Here is a 16,516-nt window from a genome sequence, read left to right as displayed (position 1 = left end):
TATCAGGAAATATCTGTTAAGAGATTATGACTGTCCAAGAAATTGATAAAATTACCCGCGAGTTTTATGAATGTATCTGCTTTAGTCAGGAGCATTATCCCCGCTATGATCATTTACAGGAGCTGTTTTACGGAGATGGAAAGCTGATGAACGGCAATTTTGACCATCCTCTGGAATTTACTGTGCAAAGTTATATCCAGGCTATAATGCACCAGATTGATGATGGAAATGCAACTTTCTATTCTCAGCAGGAAATATCTGATGTTACAGAAGTTTTTGGGAAAACAGCTCAGAGGATAAGTGTTTACGAGTATTCATTTACAGCCGAAACCACTCAGCCATGGAAGAGAGGCGTAAATTATATTCAGTTCATTCTTATAGATGGCAGTTGGAAAATTGTTTCGATGCTATGGAATGATGAGAAGGATGAGCTTTTAATTCCTGAAGCCTATTTAGCGTAGCGTACTAAATATTTGCTGCAGAATTCGCTACTGTTTAAAATTTCTATGTCAGAAAAATAAAAATCATTTTTATCCTCTGTGATAATGCAGCTGCAATCATACTCTATAACAGAATAATATTCTAGTCCGTCTTCAAAATCGTCAATGGCTTTGTGTTGTAAAGTTTTTAAAACCGAATCCGGAGTATTTGCAGCAATGGACAGATGCTCACATAATATTCCAATCTTTTGCTTTGCTTTTACAGAACGATGTTTTTTTCAGCGAAATAGAAAGCTATTGCAAGACAAAAAGGTGAGGTGTATAATTCGAATTTATCGGTATCAGAAAGGCTTAAAATTCGTGATGTAATAGGGAAAACGGGATATTCCTTGTTTAGTACAGAAATGAGAATGTTAGCGTCAAGAAATACTTTCATTTCTTTGAATCAAAGAATTCTTTTTTAGAGCTCTGGCGGCTTCGTTTTGTTTGATACACGGCTTTGCCTTCGGCAACTTCGTTTACCCAATCTGAAATAGGGTAATCTTCCAGAGAATGGTAGTTATCTGAAGTTACTTTGTTTAACAAAAATTCTATGAGCCTGGAATACCTTACGTATAAAAAGGCAGAAATTTTTCAGTTTGTTGAATCTGAAGTGAGGGCTCAACAGAATTTAAATGTTCGCCATTCAATACCTTTTGATAAAGGCCAAGATACCTCTCTGTCATCAGCTCCGAGCTGAAATTTTCAACAACATAATCATGGCAGGTTTTCGCATCAAAATCATTGTTCTTTATTTTATCTATCAATTCAGTTATTGAGACCGAAAGAAAGCCAACGTTAGAAGGTACCAACTCGGGCAATGATCCATACGGGGTACCAAACACTGGGCAGCCGAAATATAGGCTTTCAGTAATAGCTATTCCAAAGGGTTCGTGCCACAAAACCGGAAAAATCAATCCTTTTGAGTGTCTCAGTACTTCGTTTTTTCTCTCCCCGCCAATCATCCCTTTAAATTTAATGTTTAAATAGGGGGTGATTCTTAAACCCATTTTTAAATTTATGCGGGTTCCGCCAAGTACCACTAGTTTTTCCTTGCACTTATTGATTATTTCAATGGCGCCTTTCACATTTTTTACCCTCCAGGCTGCCTTGGCCAGGAAATGATAATATTCCCTTTTGTTATCAAGTCCGGGATCGCCATAATCATTAAAATCCAATCCATTGTGAACATATATTTTGCTTCCAAATCGCTCGGCATGATTTTTAGAAACGAAAACAGTGTTCAAAGGAAGTGCCTGGCCATAGCCATGATTACCTTCAAGGGTATAAATTGATGGCTTGGTATGTTTTTCATCAAATCCATAGAAAAAGTGAACCAGGTCTACGTCCTCCGGGGTTTGGTTCTCGACTGTTTTGTTGAAATCGTAAGGTATGATCTCAGCAAAATCACAACTTGAACCCTCCTGAACAAGGAAACTAACCCGGTGGCCTTTTTTAACCAATTCCTTCCCCAGCCACCAGATCACACGTTCTGTTCCCCCGTATTGATGAGCCGGAATCTGGGTATTGTTTACTATTAAGATATGCATTGAGATGTTATTTTTACAATTAATTAATAATGCGTTAATTTGCAGCGAAATTAGTATGGACCATCAAATTAATCGATTTTTTAATAATTTTTATCGCCTGATTAAGATTTATACTTTTTTTCTGGCGGTGTTTACCTTATTCAGATTCTGGTTTTTTGTAAGACTCGGTGATTTTAATGAACTGGTAAAAACTCCTTTTGACATTCTTATTGCGTTCATGCGCGGCATGCAAATCGATACCTTGGTAATCTGTTATATTCTCCTGGTGCCGTTACTCGTTTATTTTGCAGGAATTTTCATTAAGAATAAAGAATTTTCACGAAAATCAGAATTATTTATCGCATGGTATTCGGGAGTAAGTCTGGCTATAACATTAATAATTCTTTTTGTAGACCAATATTATTATAATTATTTTCAAACTCACATCAGCGTAATCATTTTTGGCCTTGCTGATGATGATTCGCAAACAGTAATGAGTTCTGTTTGGACCGACTATCCGCTAATCAGGATTTTCCTGGTTTGGCTAGGTGTTTTGTTCGGGTTTAAATATTTCCTTCAACGCTTATATTCTTCCAGAGAGTTCACATTTAAATTTCATCCGGGATTAAAAGTAGTAAGCCTGGTACTGATCCTTGGATTGTATTCTTTTGGTATGAGAGAGTCTTTTGACAGTACTCCCGAACTTTCTCATAATGATGAGGTTTCTCAAAATAAATTTGTTGATTTTTTAGCTATAAATGGTATCTATGCTCTTAAAAACTCTTATGTTGAGCGTAAAAAAAGCCTTAATATAATAGAGAACGAAGTAAGCAGCCTTCAATCATTAGGCTATAATAACCCCGCAAAAGCTGCTCAGGATTATTTCTCAGAAGATTCTTTATCCGCTATTTCAGATTCTGAAGCTTTTGATAAACTATTCAGCCGAACGCCAAAAAACCTCATACTCGAAAAAAATAGACCCAACGTGGTTTTTGTATTTATGGAGAGTATGAGTAATTATAATATGAATTTCGATTCGGAACAAATGAATCTTCTGGGAAGCCTGAGGAAGCATTTTCAATCTGATTTGCTGTTCCGTAATTTTGTTTCCAGCGGTAATATCACCATTCAAAGTCTGGAATACCTGATGGTGAGTTCACCTGTCAGTTTATCCCAAACGAAATATCGTGGCACGCAGCTTCCTTCATCAGTGGCAATTCCTTTCAAAAATTCCGGATATCAAACCAATTTTATTACGGGAGGAAAGGTGAATTGGCGCTCAATGGATGAGTTTGCTGCTAACCAGCGATTTGATGTAGTTAGAGGAATGAGTCATATACAAGCCCAAAATAAATCTTGCAAAGCAAATAAATGGGGAGTTTATGATGAATACTTGTTTGACTATGTATTTGATGAATTGTCACAAAAAGATAATAAGCCTAAATTCTTTTTTGTGCAAACAACAACGAACCATACTCCTTTCGAGCTTCCGTCAGATTATAAGCCATCTAAAATCGCAATAAATGATACATTAAAAGAACGCTTATTGGTAACCGAAGAACTTGCAGTTAAGAATTTGAATGCTTATCAGTACGCTAATAATAGTTTAGGCGATTTTCTGGATAAAATTAAAAATTCGGAATTAGGAAAAAATACTATTGTAGTTATGACAGGTGATCATAATAATTTAATGCTTTTCGACTTTGATGAAGCTCATCAATTGCAGCAAAGGGGAGTTCCGCTATACATGTATATTCCGGAAAAATATAAACCACAGGCAGCAGTTAACACTTTACGCTTTGCCTCTCACAAAGATATTTTCCCCACAATATTTAACCTTTCATTGTCCCAGGCCAGGTATTTTAGTATTGGAAACAATTTGCTGGATACAACCACAAAGAATGAAAATACACGGTATTTTGGAATGAATATAGGGTCCTTTACTTCCTTCAGTGAGAATGCAGCGGTAAATTATTCTTCCTCCACGGCTTCCTATACCTGGAAAAACAAGAACGTTAAGGTTCTAAGTAAAATCATAAAGTCAAATGATGCAGATGAGCTTTTAAAGCGATCCCGCGCGAATTATGCTTTATCGATGTTTTATATCTTAGATCAGATAAACAAAAAGAAAAAAATAGCTCAACTGTAAATCTCTTTTTTTGCTGATGCTAATGTGTTTTTTAACAAACCGATAATAGTCATTAATCCAACACCTCCCGGAACCGGAGTAATCCAAGATGCTTTTGGAGCTACATTTTCAAAATCAACATCACCATATAATTTATAGCCTGATTTTGTTGTTTCAGAAATTTCACGATTAATACCTACATCAATAATAACAGCGCCGTCTTTTACCATATCTGCAGTGATAAAGTTCTTTTTACCGATCGCTGCTACTATAATATCAGCAGAGCGTACAATCTCTTCCAGGTTTCTGGTTTTGCTGTGAGTTAGTGTAACTGTACAATTACCAGGAACTGCATTACGTGCCATTAAAACACTCATAGGACTACCAACAATATTACTTCTTCCTACAACTACGCAATGCTTTCCTGCAGTTTCAATTTGGTACTCTTTCAGCATTAAAAGTATGCCGTAAGGAGTTGCAGGAATAAAGCATGGAAGATTTCGCATCATTCTGCCCAGGTTAATAGGATGGAAGCCGTCTACATCTTTTCTGTAGTCAATAGTTTCGGTAACTTTTTCAGGATCAATATGTTTAGGTAAAGGCAGTTGAACGATTAATCCGTCAACGAATTCATCTTTGTTGATTTCTTTGATCTTTGCAAGTAATTCCGCTTCAGAAACAGACTCATCATATCGAAACAGACTAGATTTAAATCCAACCTTTTCGCAATTTTTCATTTTACTTGCAACGTAGGTTTCACTACCACCGTCATTGCCTACTAAAATGGCTACTAAATGAGGCTTACGCCCGGTTGTTGCTAAAACAGAAGCTGCTTCTGCCGTGATTTCTTCCTTAAGTTTTTCTGATACGAACTTTCCGTCTAGTAACTGCATGTTAGATATGAGATTAAGTGATGTGATATAGATTCACATCAGTCCAGGCCCTAATAATGATTTGTATTTAACTTAAGAGATATGAGTTTGATTTGTCTGTCTGATCTCAAATCTATTGTCTCATATCTCAAATCTATTTTAATCCAATTTTAGTACTGCCATAAACGCCGATTGTGGAATCTCTACATTACCCACCTGGCGCATGCGTTTCTTACCTTTCTTTTGTTTTTCCAATAGTTTCCGTTTACGGGAAATATCTCCTCCGTAACACTTGGCGGTAACATCTTTACGCAAGGCTTTTACAGTTTCCCGGGCAATAATTTTGGCACCTATGGATGCCTGAATTATAATTTCAAATTGCTGGCGGGGAATAAGTTCTCTAAGCTTCTCACAAATTCGTTTTCCGAAATCATATGAATTGGTTCTGTGAATTAATGAAGAAAGCGCATCTACAGGTTCTGCATTCAGGCGGATATCCAATCGTACTAAATCTGATTGGCGATATCCTATCTGATGATAATCAAAAGATGCATAGCCTTTTGAAATCGTTTTCAGACGATCGTAGAAATCGAATACAATTTCGCCCATGGGCAATTCAAAAACAAGCTCAACCCTATCAGAAGTAAGGTATGACTGATTAACAATAATTCCTCGTTTCTGTATACAAAGCGACATTACCGGTCCCACAAACTCCGATTTTGTAATAATATTCGCCTTTATATAAGGTTCTTCAACAAAATCAATTTTTGACGGATCGGGTAAATCAGAAGGATTATTTACCAGGATTTCCTCGCCTCTGGTTGTAAATGCCTTATAAGATACGTTAGGAACGGTGGTGATAACCGTCATATTGAATTCTCGTTCCAGACGCTCCTGGATAATTTCCATATGGAGCATTCCAAGGAATCCGCAACGGAACCCAAAGCCTAAGGCAGCAGAAGATTCGGGTTCGAACACTATTGAAGCGTCATTAAGCTGCAGTTTATGCATGCTTTCCCTAAGTTCCTCAAATTCATCTGTGTCTACAGGGTAAATTCCGGCAAAAACCATTGGTTTCACCTCTTCGAATCCCTGAATTGCTTCTTTACTCGGTTTGTCTTTATGAGTAATGGTATCGCCAACTTTTACTTCACGGGCTTCTTTTATTCCCGAGATAATGTATCCTACATCACCTGTCTTAATAACATCTTTAGGTTGCTGCTGAAGTTTTAATGTGCCTACTTCATCAGCAATATATTCTTTACCCGTAGCCACAAACTTTACTTTATCGCCTTTGCGGATTTCTCCGTGAACAACCTTAAAGTAAGCAACAATGCCACGGAATGAATTATATACAGAGTCAAAAATCAAAGCCTGTAATTCACCATTTGGATTGCCTTTGGGTGGAGGAACACGTTCTATAATTGCTCTTAAAATATCATAAACACCCATTCCGGTTTTACCCGATGCAGGAATGATTTCTTCGCGTTTACAGCCAATCAGCTCAACAATCTGGTCTTTTACTTCTTCGGGCATAGCACCGGGAAGGTCCATTTTGTTTAAAATCGGAATGATCTCCAGATCTTGTTCCAGAGCCAGATAAAGATTGGAAATAGTTTGAGCCTGAATTCCCTGGGCCGCATCAACAATTAGTAATGCACCTTCGCAGGCAGCAATAGAACGTGAAACTTCGTAAGAAAAATCAACGTGACCGGGTGTATCAATAAGGTTTAAAACATAGTCCTGTCCATCCAGTTGATAATTCATCTGGATAGCATGACTTTTTATCGTGATACCCCGCTCACGCTCCAAATCCATATCATCAAGCAACTGGGCCTGCGATTCACGCTGGGTGATGGTATTTGTGTATTCCAATAAACGATCAGCTAAAGTGCTCTTTCCGTGATCGATATGTGCAATTATGCAAAAATTACGAATATGCTTCATTTGAACCGCAAAGATAGTTTTTTGAAGGGATATTTGATGGCTTAGGTTAAATTTGACAATGTTTTTAAGCGAACAATTAAGTGAAGCGATCAGCATTGCAATTAAGGAGTATTCTGATAATGATGGAAGCTTAGGTCTGCTTAGCTCAGTTTCCGGTGGAAGTATAAATAAGTGTTTCCAAATTGAGTATGGCAAAGAGTCTTTCTTTCTGAAAGTTAATTCTTCGGTTAAATTCCCAAGTATGTTTATAGCGGAAGCCGAAGGATTGAAGCAGATTGGTTTAACAAACACGATACAGGTACCTAAAGTAATTTGTCACGGAGTTTCGAACGATGAACAGTTTTTAGTTCTAGAATGGATTGAACAGGGAATAAACGATGCATGCGCCCAGGCGGAGATGGGCAGACGATTGGCTGAGTTGCATATGAACACGCAATTACAATTTGGATTGGATCACGACAATTATATGGGTTCGTTAGTACAATCGAATAAAAGAAGTCCTTCGTGGTCGGAGTTTTTTATTATCGAGCGGTTAGTACCACAGGTGGAGATGGCACGAAATCGAAATTTACTGAGCAATAGTGTTTTAATACAATTTGAAATACTTTATAAAAACCTGGATGGTCTTTTTCCCCGGGAAATACCCTCGCTGCTTCATGGCGATTTATGGAGCGGGAATTATTTAATCAATTATTTAAACAAGCCGGTTTTAATTGATCCCGCTATTTTTTATGGGCACAGGGAGGTGGATATAGCTATGACCACACTTTTTGGTGGATTTCAGCAGCCGTTTTATGATGCGTACCATGAAATGTTTCCTTTAAAGGAAGGGTGGAAGGAGAGGTTAGATTTATGGAACTTATATCCCTCATTAATTCATATCAACCTGTTCGGACAATCATATGTAAGTCAGTTAATGCAAATATTAAATCGCTTCGCCATAAAGTAACATGGCATAGTAATTATACCATCATACTACATAAATAATGATTTCTGAACTTCTTATACTTAAATTGCACAAATTTTAAATTTTTGAAGTTGTGTGGTTAGAAAAATTAAAGCTTAATAAATCATTAGTACGCTCTATAACAGATGCCGGGTTTATTACTCCTAAAGAAGTTCAGGTTAAAACAATGACGCGCATTATAGGCGGACAGGACATAATTGCGATAGGGCCTGAAGGCTGCGGAAAAACCAGTACCTATATCTTAGGGGTTTTAACCAAATTGAAAAACGGTTTTGAAGATGCCCCCCGTGCTTTAATTCTGGTTCCCGATAAAGAAAGGGTTCTTTCTGTAATAGAGCAATTTGAGTTATTAAATAAAAATAAAACTATACGGATTGTAGGTTTATATGCCGCACCTGGTATTGAAAGCCAGATGAATGATCTGGCCGATGGATGCGATATTGTTGTAGCTACTCCTGATAGAGCTAGGGCGCTTTACCTCAAGCTGGGTCTGAATCTTAATAAGATCATTATGTTCGTCGTTGATGATGCAGAGGTGATAGTTAAACAGGGTTTGCAATTACCGGTGGTAGAGTTGGCTAACAGTATTACCAAATGTCAGCATTTAATATTTGCAGAAGTAATGCACGAAAGGCTGAATAAAATGATAAGTCCTTTTATAAAAGAGCCTTTTATACTCGAGATTGAAGAGTTGGGTGAAACCGCAGTACAAACACATCAGCAGCTTTTATATCATGTTCCCAACTTTCGGACCAAAGTGAACCTGTTAAGTTTGCTGCTAAATGATTCAGAGGTATTTACAAAAACTGTGGTGTTTGTAAATACTCGTTTAACCGCCGAAAAAGTATATAATCATTTAAAGATGACTCTTAAGGATGAGGTGGCGATACTGAATCCGATATTTTTTGAATCGCATGGTGTAAGCAGCATCGACGATTTTTATGATAATGAAACCGTCCGGGTTCTTCTTGTTGCTAATGAGTTAAAACTCCATCTTAATCTGACAGGAATTCCGTTTATGATCCAGGCAGAATTACCCCATGAGAAGGAAGAATTTATCAGCAGGATTTTGCAAAATAGTTCTGATGATCAAACAATTGCTATAACTTTTACTACAGATCTTGAACTGCCAATGGTTCGAAAGATAGAACAGTCTATTGGCCAACGTATCCAGGTTGCAGAATTGCCTGAAAATCTAATAATTGATGTTGAGCCAAAGGATACTGAGAGTAAGAAGCCTAAGACAACAAAAGTGCAAAGTCCTGTAGAAGAAAAGGGAGCAGCATTTCATGAAAAAAAGGCAAGTAATTCTAAGGATTATAATTACAGCTCTGGTTTAAAAGCAAAAATGAATAAGAAGAAGAATCATTGATTTTTCCTGTTCAGCATTTGTCAGGAAAAAAAGAGAGGCTGTTTCGATTTGAAACAGCCTCTCTTTTATCTATATACTATTGGCTTCTTAATACAAAGTGAATTCAACGCGTCTGTTTTTCTGACGGCCTGCATTTGTAGCATTTGTTTCAATCGGCTGGCTTTCTCCATAACCAGTAGCTTCAATACGGGAAGGATTAGCTCCTTGACTAACTAAATAGGATTTAACTGATTCTGCCCTGTCTTTTGATAATTTAAGATTTGCAGCATCACTGCCTACATTATCGGTATGTCCGGCCAGTTTTAAACTGAAATTTTTTGTTACCAGCAAATCAGCAACTCTTTTTAAACTAGGGAAAGAGGAAGAGCGAATCGTAGATTTTCCGAAATCGAATTCAAGATTTTTAATTGCCTCGGCAACTACTTTTCTGTCTTCTTCGGTTACAATAACCCGAACAGGATTATTAACAGTTACCTGTAGCGGGCATCCTGCACCATCAACCTGAGTTCCTGCTGGTGTCCCCGGACATTTATCAAAGAAATCAGAAACACCGTCTTTATCTTCATCACTTTTAAATCTGGCCCAATCAGTTGCCATTTGCTGAAGTTGAGCAGCACTATTCGCACGCTCGGCACTTAGCTGATCAGACAGATCCTTATTACGTTTTATATAATCGTATTCTAATGCTGCAGCAGGATTGTATGTTGCAAGCTGAGGTTTGGATTTTGCTCCGAAAGCAAATTCAAGACCTGCATTTGCGTAAGAAAATTTATCGTTTTGGGGACCGTTATGCTGGCCATCCAGATTATCTGCATCTACAAAATTCATGGTGTAAGCTAAATCAAGATTAACAGAACGGGATAGGCCGATTTTTACACCTGCTCCAACCGGAATAAATACTTCTTCGATTGGATCATTGGGTTTATATTCTGAAGTTACGCCGGCAGCAGAAGTGATAACCGGTTTGTACGACATTAGGCCTGCTCCTGCTGTAAGATAGGGACTTATCATACTTTTTCTGTTGAGCCAGTAAAAATTACCGATGCTTAGGTTGGCATTTAAACTTCCTGCTGCATGTATTTCTGTTTCAAAAGATTTATTTGGACTGGTTGGGGTAGATCCATTTCCCAACTTATTTTCATTGTCTGCATGTAGCTTACCGCGAAGGAAATTAGCCTGTAAACTAAATGTATGACTTAATTGCTTTTTGATATAAGCTCCATAACCGAGGTCAGTCTCCCAGTTAGTAAAGTCATTTTTCCCAAAAGGGACTATAGGCGCTAATGCTCCTGCATTTATTCCCAGCGACCATGTACTAAATGAACTGGCAGGAGAAAAAGGAGCAACATAATTACCCGCATTTTCCTGGCCAATTACATTTGCTGTAAATAGAGTTGTTAATGAAAGGAATGAGATTTTTAAATAATTTAATTTCATATGTACTTGATTGATTCAAAACAATTTGATTTTTTGATTTGATTGTGTGAATGTTTTATACGAAGTATAACCAGTAGTTGGTAGTGTTGTTTTAAATGTTAAGAATTTTAAGCGCTGATTAAAGATCTGATCAGTTTAGAAGTCACTGCAATCTGATGAGGGTTTAATTACTCCTGCACCCTGCTGGTAAACAAGGCTTGCACCGAGATGACCCGTGTATATAAGATATCCAGAGCCTGCAAGCGTTAAGATAACTACTAAATATTTGAGAGGTAGCAACAATTTTTCATTCAACTTAACAAATACAAGTAAAAGATTCCCTACGGAAGCCGAGGTAAACAGATATGCCATCGTAAAAGCAGCAATTTCATGACTTTTAAGCACCGTGGGATCACAGATCGTTCGGCCCACAACTCCGTCTGCAATATCGCCGGTATAAATTGAAAACCAGGCAAGAAGGGAGCCGCTATAAAGTAACAGGCTCCCTGAAAATTCCCACATTTCTTTTCGACGCTCTTTTAAAAATAAAGCTATCAAATGAATTATGGTCGCGAAAAGTAAAAGTGCAACAGGGAAATGTACACTTAAGGGGTGCCAGATTTCTTCACGCTCAAATAACGATTCAGGCATTTATTCCAAAATTCTAACCGCCTTAGGATCTAATTTATTGCCAACTTTTTCAACATCAACTTCAACTTTTTTGCCTTCGGCTAACTGATCAAAAGCAACCTTTTCATCATTTTTTGTCAGGCTGGTAGAATCTGTAAAATAAAGTTCCAATAGTTTGCCGTCATCTGTTTTTACATAAATTTCAGACTTGTCTGCTTCTACTTCATTTATTGTGCCGGTGTAGGTGCCTGACTCAACAACATCGGTTTTTTCACCGCATGCGAACATTAGTGACATTGATGCTGCAATAGCAAGTGTTTTTAAATTTTTCATATTGAATTGGTTTAATGTAAAACAGCAAATTGCTGAAAAGTTTGTGAAATTCAAACAAGTCTTAACTTTTATGTAATTAAGGTTTCTTAAACCGAGGAAGGGCGAAATCATGCTTTTAGTATAGTGTTTCAATTTTTCTGTGCGAACTTTATTTTAAAAAAAAGCATCGTAGTATTTACCAGGGCTGAAAATGCATTAGTGAAAATTATCGGTAGGTCATCTTTTATAACACCATAATAAGTCCAGCTCCCGGTGCCAAGTATTAAAATAATTACCATTAAAGGCGAAATATGGTCTGCATTTTTTTCTTTGATGGTTTTTACCAACTGAGGAATCATTGCGGTTGATGTAAGTACACCGGCGATCAAACCTATAATTTCATTACTTATCTCCATTCAGATCTTTGCACGCCTTTAAGTCACATGCAGCATTAGAAACAGTATAAAAGCCTTGCTTGTTTCCAAAAGAATTAGTTACATAGGTTATTACAGCTGCTATATCAATGTCGGCGAGATGAGATTCGGCCGGCATTTTGTTTGAAAATTCAATACCATTTATAGAAATCGTATCGTCAGAGCCATATCTTATAATACATGCCAGCTTTGACTTGTTGTTTTTCAGGAAAATTGAATCGTTTAACGGCGGGTATAATTTAGCTAAGCCTTTGCCATCATTACCGTGGCAATTCTGACAATGTTGTTCGTAAATCTGCTTGCCGTTGCTATAATAACGTGCGTAGTTTAATTCCTGTTCGCTTTGGCAGGAATCTGTTATAAAAGCACAAACAAACAGGCTGATGGTGAAAAATAGAATTGATTTGCGCATTAATTGTATTCTGCCAGTAATGTTTTCATATCTTGAATCAGTTGATCAACCTGGTCAGATTTAGTTCCATCGTAAGCACCCCGAAGTCGTCTTTCCTTATCAACCAAAATAAACCAACCCTGATGAATGAATCCGTCAGTTGCAGTTTTGTCTTCTGAAACAGCTACAAGGTATTTTTTTTCTGCAAGAGTGTAAACAGAGTCTTTTGATCCCTTAGCAAATTGCCATTGATCTCCTGTTATTCCTAACTTATTTGCGTAGTTTTTTAATCGGGAAGGTGTGTCATATTTAAAATCGATAGTGTGTGAAAGGATTTTTACCGAACTGTTTCCTTTAAATTCTTCGTAAACTTTAAGCATATTTCTATGCATAACCGGACATATGGAGGTACAGGAAGTGAAAAAGAAATCAGCTACATAAATCTTTCCTTCAAAATCTTTTTGGGTTAATATGGAACTATCCTGGTTTATGAATCTAAAATCAGGAATTGTTTGATAAATAGTATCTGTAACTGTTTTACCATCAATTATCTTTTCAACAGGCTCGCGCTCGCCTAAAATAGGAAGACGTTTTTCTGAGGTGTTACAAGCGGCCAGCAAAATAAAGCTGGCTGCTATAATAAGGTTAATCTTCATTTTTTATTTATTAAGTAATAGAGCTGATTGAAGTTGTAAGTAATTCCAAAGTGTACCTTTCCCGCACTTTTAAGGTGTTCTGTAGGGGCACTATATGCGTTTAATTGAAATCCCGTGTTCAAAGCTATGTTTTTATAAAATAAGTCTAAGCCTAAACCTGTCATTAAATTATTCATTTCATGTTCTCCGGTTAAAATGCTGTTAAGCTTTTCACCTTTTGAATATTCATAAAAAGTTTGGATAGAGGGGACGGCTTTAAAGTTTTTCCCAATAGGCATAGTATAAAATAGGTTAACAAATTGTGTCGTGCTATTGGCAATGCTTTCGTTTAAATTATTTTGTCCGTTGAATTTATAAGAAGCATTCCAGCTCAGGCCCATTTTCTTATATCCTACCATATAATTCAGGTAGATAAATCCATCTGTACTGCCAGTTCCGGGTTGATTTAAAAGTAAAAACCTGTCACCGGCATTATTCTTTAGATCATGTTTCCCGCTAGGTATTTTTAATCCCGCTCCTGCAATAAGTCGCTGGTTAATTCCGGTAGCCTGAAGTTTTCTAATTAGGTGATATCCTCCATAGACATTTACATCTCCCAAGCCCGAAAGCGTGGTTGTATTGCCATGAAAATTATATGAATTAGAATTGTATGGAACGATAGCGTTTAATTCAACGCGTTGATGGATAAAATAACGGCCCCTTATTTCCATGGTTCTGAAAATTTCATAATCACTCGGATCTCCGTGATGATGGTGAGGTACGGTTCCGTCTGCATCAGAAGGAATAAAGAAGTTCGAGTTTGAAGGTAAGAGATCATGATTCATTCCTTCATACCCATTGAAAGAACGGTAACGGTACAATACCCCGATGTTACTTTGATTATCATATGGGGTGATTCCCATAAAACATCCGCAAATATCACAGGAGAACGCAGAAGTAGAATTTAAAAATAATAAGCTAATTATAGTATATCTTAGATAATTCATTTTTTTAATTTTAACTCAATAGAATATTTAGTCTCCTTAACAAAAGATTATATTGTTTATTTAGAAAAACTGCAACAGGTCTGGTTTAAGCAGCAAATGTGTTACTATTTCCTCATTAATCAGTCAGTTCTTGATTTTTGAGAAAGGGCTTAAACGACTTTGTAAATAATGATACTGAATTAAACCCTGGGAGGTTGAAATATCGTGATAACAGATAAAAAGCAATATGAAGTATTAGGATATATAAGATATTCTTCTGTTTGAAACGTAAAGCAGCGGAAATCAGAATGTTGGGTAATGAAAACTTCCAATGTGTTTTTTGAAATTGCACCTTGCTTCTGATCCTTTTCTTCTGCCTGACTTATCTTTTTGCTGAGATAACACTTTCCTTTACACTGAAGCTTGGGCTTCGCCTTATTTTCGCAGAGAACTTTTGAAATGTATTCTTTATTTAGTTGATAACCGGCAAAAAATACCAGCTGAGTGCTGCTTGCCGAAAGCAACACAAAAATTAGCAAGATACTTGTAAGACGGATAAACATGGAATGGTGCAAATCTATAGCTTCGAAGAGTTAAAAACAAGGATATTTGTAATTACATCTCAATGTTTAATGTAAAAAATTAAATTTGCTGCATGTCTAACATAAATCAAAAAGTTGCATTAGAAGGCATTCGGTTCTTTGCCTACCATGGATATTATTCTGAGGAACAAAAGGTAGGGAATGATTTTATAGTAGATGTTGAAATTGTAATGCCTGTTTTGGAAAACTTGAGTGATGAGCTGTCGGATACAGTGAATTATGAACGCCTTTTTGAAATAACTGCTGCTGAAATGAAGACTCCTAAAAAACTTTTAGAAACTGTTGCACATCGGATTATAAAAACGATTGTTGCCGAGTTTTCGCAGCCTGATACTGTTAAAGTGAGCATAAGAAAATTAAACCTTCCTGTTAAAGGAGAAGTGAAAAATTCATTGGTAGAATTAACCTATTCCAAATAATGACTTTTAATAAAATATCTGAAAATATACTCCTCCAAATATCTTCAATAGTTGGTAATGAAAACATTATTGCTTTGCAGACAGATATGGAAGATTACAGCCATGATGAAACAGAAGACCTTCAGTTTTATCCTGAGGTTGTAGTAAAACCTGATTCTCCCGAACAAATTTCATTGTTGTTAAAGCTTTGTAACGGGCATAATATTCCCATTACTGCGCGGGGAGGAGGTACTGGCTTATCCGGGGGGGCGCTCCCTGTTCATGGCGGCGTTTTACTGTCTCTGGAAAAGTTGAATAAAATCTTACAAATAGATGAGCGCAATTTACAGGCGACCTTAGAACCAGGAGTAATAACGCAGGTTTTTATGGATTCCGTCGCAGAAAAAGGGCTTCTTTATCCGGTAGATCCTTCCAGTAAGGGAAGTTGTTTTATGGGTGGAAATATGGCTCATGGTTCCGGTGGTCCACGGGTGGTTAAATATGGAACAATACGTGAGTATGTGCTTAATTTAGAAGTTGTACTGCCTTCGGGCGAGATAATCTGGACAGGGGCCAATACTCTTAAAAATGCCTCAGGTTATAGCCTTACTCAATTGATGATAGGCTCGGAGGGTACATTGGGTATTATTACAAAAATTGTTGTAAAACTCATTCCACGACCTACACATGATGTTTTGATGATGGCTGCGTTTCCAAGCAATGAACAGGCATGTTCGGCAGTTTCAGCCATTTTCAGAGCGGGCATTATCCCTTCGGCCTTAGAATTTATGGAACGAAGAGGAGTAGAGTGGGTTACAGAGTATGACAATATTCAGTTTGACATAAAAGAAGGTGCTGCAGCCTTTCTTTTAATAGAAGTCGACGGCAATAATATGGATGTGCTTTTTTCTGAATGCGAGAAAATAAATGAAGTTCTGGAGATGAATGGGTGCCTTGATGTTTTATTTGCGGATACATCTGCTCAGAAAGAAGATCTATGGCGTATTCGCAGAGTTATGCCTGTATCTGTAAAATCGAACTCAATTTATAAAGAAGAAGACACAGTGGTACCAAGGGCCGAGTTGCCTCAATTAATTCATGGAATTAAAGAAATTGGCGGTAAATATGGTTTTCAATCTATTTGTTACGGTCATGCCGGAGACGGAAACCTTCATATAAATATTATAAAGGGAAGTATGAGTGATGAAGATTGGACAAATAGGCTCAAAGACGGGATTCGTGAAATTTTTGAATTAACCGTTTCTCTTGGAGGAACCATCTCGGGTGAACATGGAATAGGGCTGGTTCAAAGAGAATTTATGCCGATTAAATTTTCTGAAGTTCACTTAAATATTATGCGTGGAATAAAACAAGTTTTTGATCCGAACGGTATTCTTAATCCGGGGAAGATTTTTTAA

18 protein-coding genes are annotated in these 16,516 nt (G+C 37.1%); 6 read left to right on the top strand and 12 right to left on the bottom strand.

Going from position 1 to position 16,516, the window contains the following annotated elements; translation table 11 throughout:
• Nucleotides 1–26: 26 nt before the first annotated feature.
• Nucleotides 27–461, top strand: coding sequence for a hypothetical protein (locus tag WG906_RS06980; protein WP_339991835.1), 435 nt, complete (start codon nt 27–29; stop codon nt 459–461).
• A 238-nt stretch (nt 462–699) separates the two neighbouring features.
• Here the strand turns inward: WG906_RS06980 and WG906_RS06975 are convergent, their stop codons facing one another.
• Both WG906_RS06975 and WG906_RS06970 read right to left on the bottom strand, forming a co-directional pair.
• A complete protein-coding gene (locus WG906_RS06975; RefSeq protein WP_339991834.1) occupies nt 700–876 on the bottom strand; it encodes a hypothetical protein in 177 nt (58 codons plus the stop codon).
• Nucleotides 877–1,048: 172 nt separating this feature from the next.
• The gene (locus WG906_RS06970; RefSeq protein ID WP_339991833.1) at nt 1,049–2,029 is read right to left on the bottom strand and encodes a glycosyltransferase; all 981 of its coding nucleotides are present in this window, start codon (nt 2,027–2,029) and stop codon (nt 1,049–1,051) included.
• A 55-nt stretch (nt 2,030–2,084) separates the two neighbouring features.
• On the opposite strand from WG906_RS06970, the gene WG906_RS06965 reads away from it, so the two are divergent.
• Nucleotides 2,085–4,157 (top strand): LTA synthase family protein, encoded by a 2,073-nt coding sequence (locus WG906_RS06965; protein ID WP_339991832.1) that lies wholly within the window; start codon nt 2,085–2,087, stop codon nt 4,155–4,157.
• Here the strand turns inward: WG906_RS06965 and WG906_RS06960 are convergent.
• Together WG906_RS06960 and lepA are read right to left on the bottom strand one after the other, a co-directional pair.
• On the bottom strand, nt 4,148–5,029 hold the full coding sequence (locus tag WG906_RS06960) for a bifunctional 5,10-methylenetetrahydrofolate dehydrogenase/5,10-methenyltetrahydrofolate cyclohydrolase (RefSeq protein WP_339991831.1): 882 nt from the start codon (nt 5,027–5,029) through the stop codon (nt 4,148–4,150). The genes WG906_RS06965 and WG906_RS06960 overlap by 10 nt on opposite strands.
• A gap of 138 nt (nt 5,030–5,167) precedes the next feature.
• Complete coding sequence (lepA, locus tag WG906_RS06955; RefSeq protein WP_339991830.1) at nt 5,168–6,955, bottom strand: translation elongation factor 4; 1,788 nt, start codon at nt 6,953–6,955, stop codon at nt 5,168–5,170.
• Between the two features lie 58 nt (nt 6,956–7,013).
• On the opposite strand from lepA, the gene WG906_RS06950 reads away from it, so the two are divergent.
• Nucleotides 7,014–7,904, top strand: a complete 891-nt coding sequence (locus WG906_RS06950) for a fructosamine kinase family protein (RefSeq protein WP_339991829.1) — start codon at nt 7,014–7,016, stop codon at nt 7,902–7,904.
• Nucleotides 7,905–7,995: 91 nt separating this feature from the next.
• Nucleotides 7,996–9,294 carry a DEAD/DEAH box helicase gene (locus WG906_RS06945; protein WP_339991828.1) on the top strand — a complete coding sequence of 433 codons (1,299 nt, stop codon included), beginning with the start codon at nt 7,996–7,998 and terminating at the stop codon, nt 9,292–9,294.
• 87 nt (nt 9,295–9,381) lie between these two features.
• Here WG906_RS06945 and WG906_RS06940 read toward each other — a convergent pair whose 3' ends face one another.
• The 8 genes from WG906_RS06940 to WG906_RS19445 all read right to left on the bottom strand — a co-directional run bounded on the left by WG906_RS06940 (nt 9,382) and on the right by WG906_RS19445 (nt 14,503).
• Entirely contained in the window at nt 9,382–10,731 is a 1,350-nt protein-coding gene (locus WG906_RS06940) for a DUF6089 family protein (RefSeq protein WP_339991827.1), read from the bottom strand.
• A gap of 135 nt (nt 10,732–10,866) precedes the next feature.
• Nucleotides 10,867–11,361: a DUF2231 domain-containing protein gene (locus tag WG906_RS06935; protein ID WP_339991826.1), complete on the bottom strand. Its 495-nt coding sequence runs from the start codon at nt 11,359–11,361 to the stop codon at nt 10,867–10,869.
• Complete coding sequence (locus tag WG906_RS06930; protein ID WP_339991825.1) at nt 11,362–11,673, bottom strand: hypothetical protein; 312 nt, start codon at nt 11,671–11,673, stop codon at nt 11,362–11,364. It lies immediately after the preceding gene.
• A gap of 128 nt (nt 11,674–11,801) precedes the next feature.
• Nucleotides 11,802–12,068 carry a SemiSWEET family sugar transporter gene (locus WG906_RS06925; RefSeq protein WP_339991824.1) on the bottom strand — a complete coding sequence of 89 codons (267 nt, stop codon included), beginning with the start codon at nt 12,066–12,068 and terminating at the stop codon, nt 11,802–11,804.
• Complete coding sequence (locus tag WG906_RS06920) at nt 12,055–12,498, bottom strand: c-type cytochrome (protein WP_339991823.1); 444 nt, start codon at nt 12,496–12,498, stop codon at nt 12,055–12,057. Before WG906_RS06920 ends, WG906_RS06925 begins: the two co-directional genes overlap by 14 nt.
• Nucleotides 12,498–13,133 carry an SCO family protein gene (locus tag WG906_RS06915; protein WP_339991822.1) on the bottom strand — a complete coding sequence of 212 codons (636 nt, stop codon included), beginning with the start codon at nt 13,131–13,133 and terminating at the stop codon, nt 12,498–12,500. The genes WG906_RS06920 and WG906_RS06915 overlap by 1 nt, the downstream gene beginning before the upstream one ends.
• Entirely contained in the window at nt 13,130–14,119 is a 990-nt protein-coding gene (locus tag WG906_RS06910; protein ID WP_339991821.1) for a hypothetical protein, read from the bottom strand. Before WG906_RS06910 ends, WG906_RS06915 begins: the two co-directional genes overlap by 4 nt.
• Nucleotides 14,120–14,401: 282 nt before the next feature.
• Complete coding sequence (locus tag WG906_RS19445; protein ID WP_431844465.1) at nt 14,402–14,503, bottom strand: hypothetical protein; 102 nt, start codon at nt 14,501–14,503, stop codon at nt 14,402–14,404.
• Between the two features lie 250 nt (nt 14,504–14,753).
• Here WG906_RS19445 and folB point away from each other — a divergent pair, with 250 nt between their 5' ends.
• Nucleotides 14,754–15,119, top strand: a complete 366-nt coding sequence (folB, locus tag WG906_RS06905; RefSeq protein ID WP_339991820.1) for a dihydroneopterin aldolase — start codon at nt 14,754–14,756, stop codon at nt 15,117–15,119.
• Nucleotides 15,119–16,516, top strand: a complete 1,398-nt coding sequence (locus tag WG906_RS06900) for an FAD-binding oxidoreductase (protein WP_339991819.1) — start codon at nt 15,119–15,121, stop codon at nt 16,514–16,516. Before folB ends, WG906_RS06900 begins: the two co-directional genes overlap by 1 nt.

Source organism: Pedobacter superstes, assembly GCF_037622515.1.
In the GTDB taxonomy this organism is placed as follows: domain Bacteria; phylum Bacteroidota; class Bacteroidia; order Sphingobacteriales; family Sphingobacteriaceae; genus Paradesertivirga; species Paradesertivirga superstes.
The sequence above is the reverse complement of the archived record's forward strand: the minus strand, read 5'-3'. Positions and strand labels throughout refer to the sequence as shown.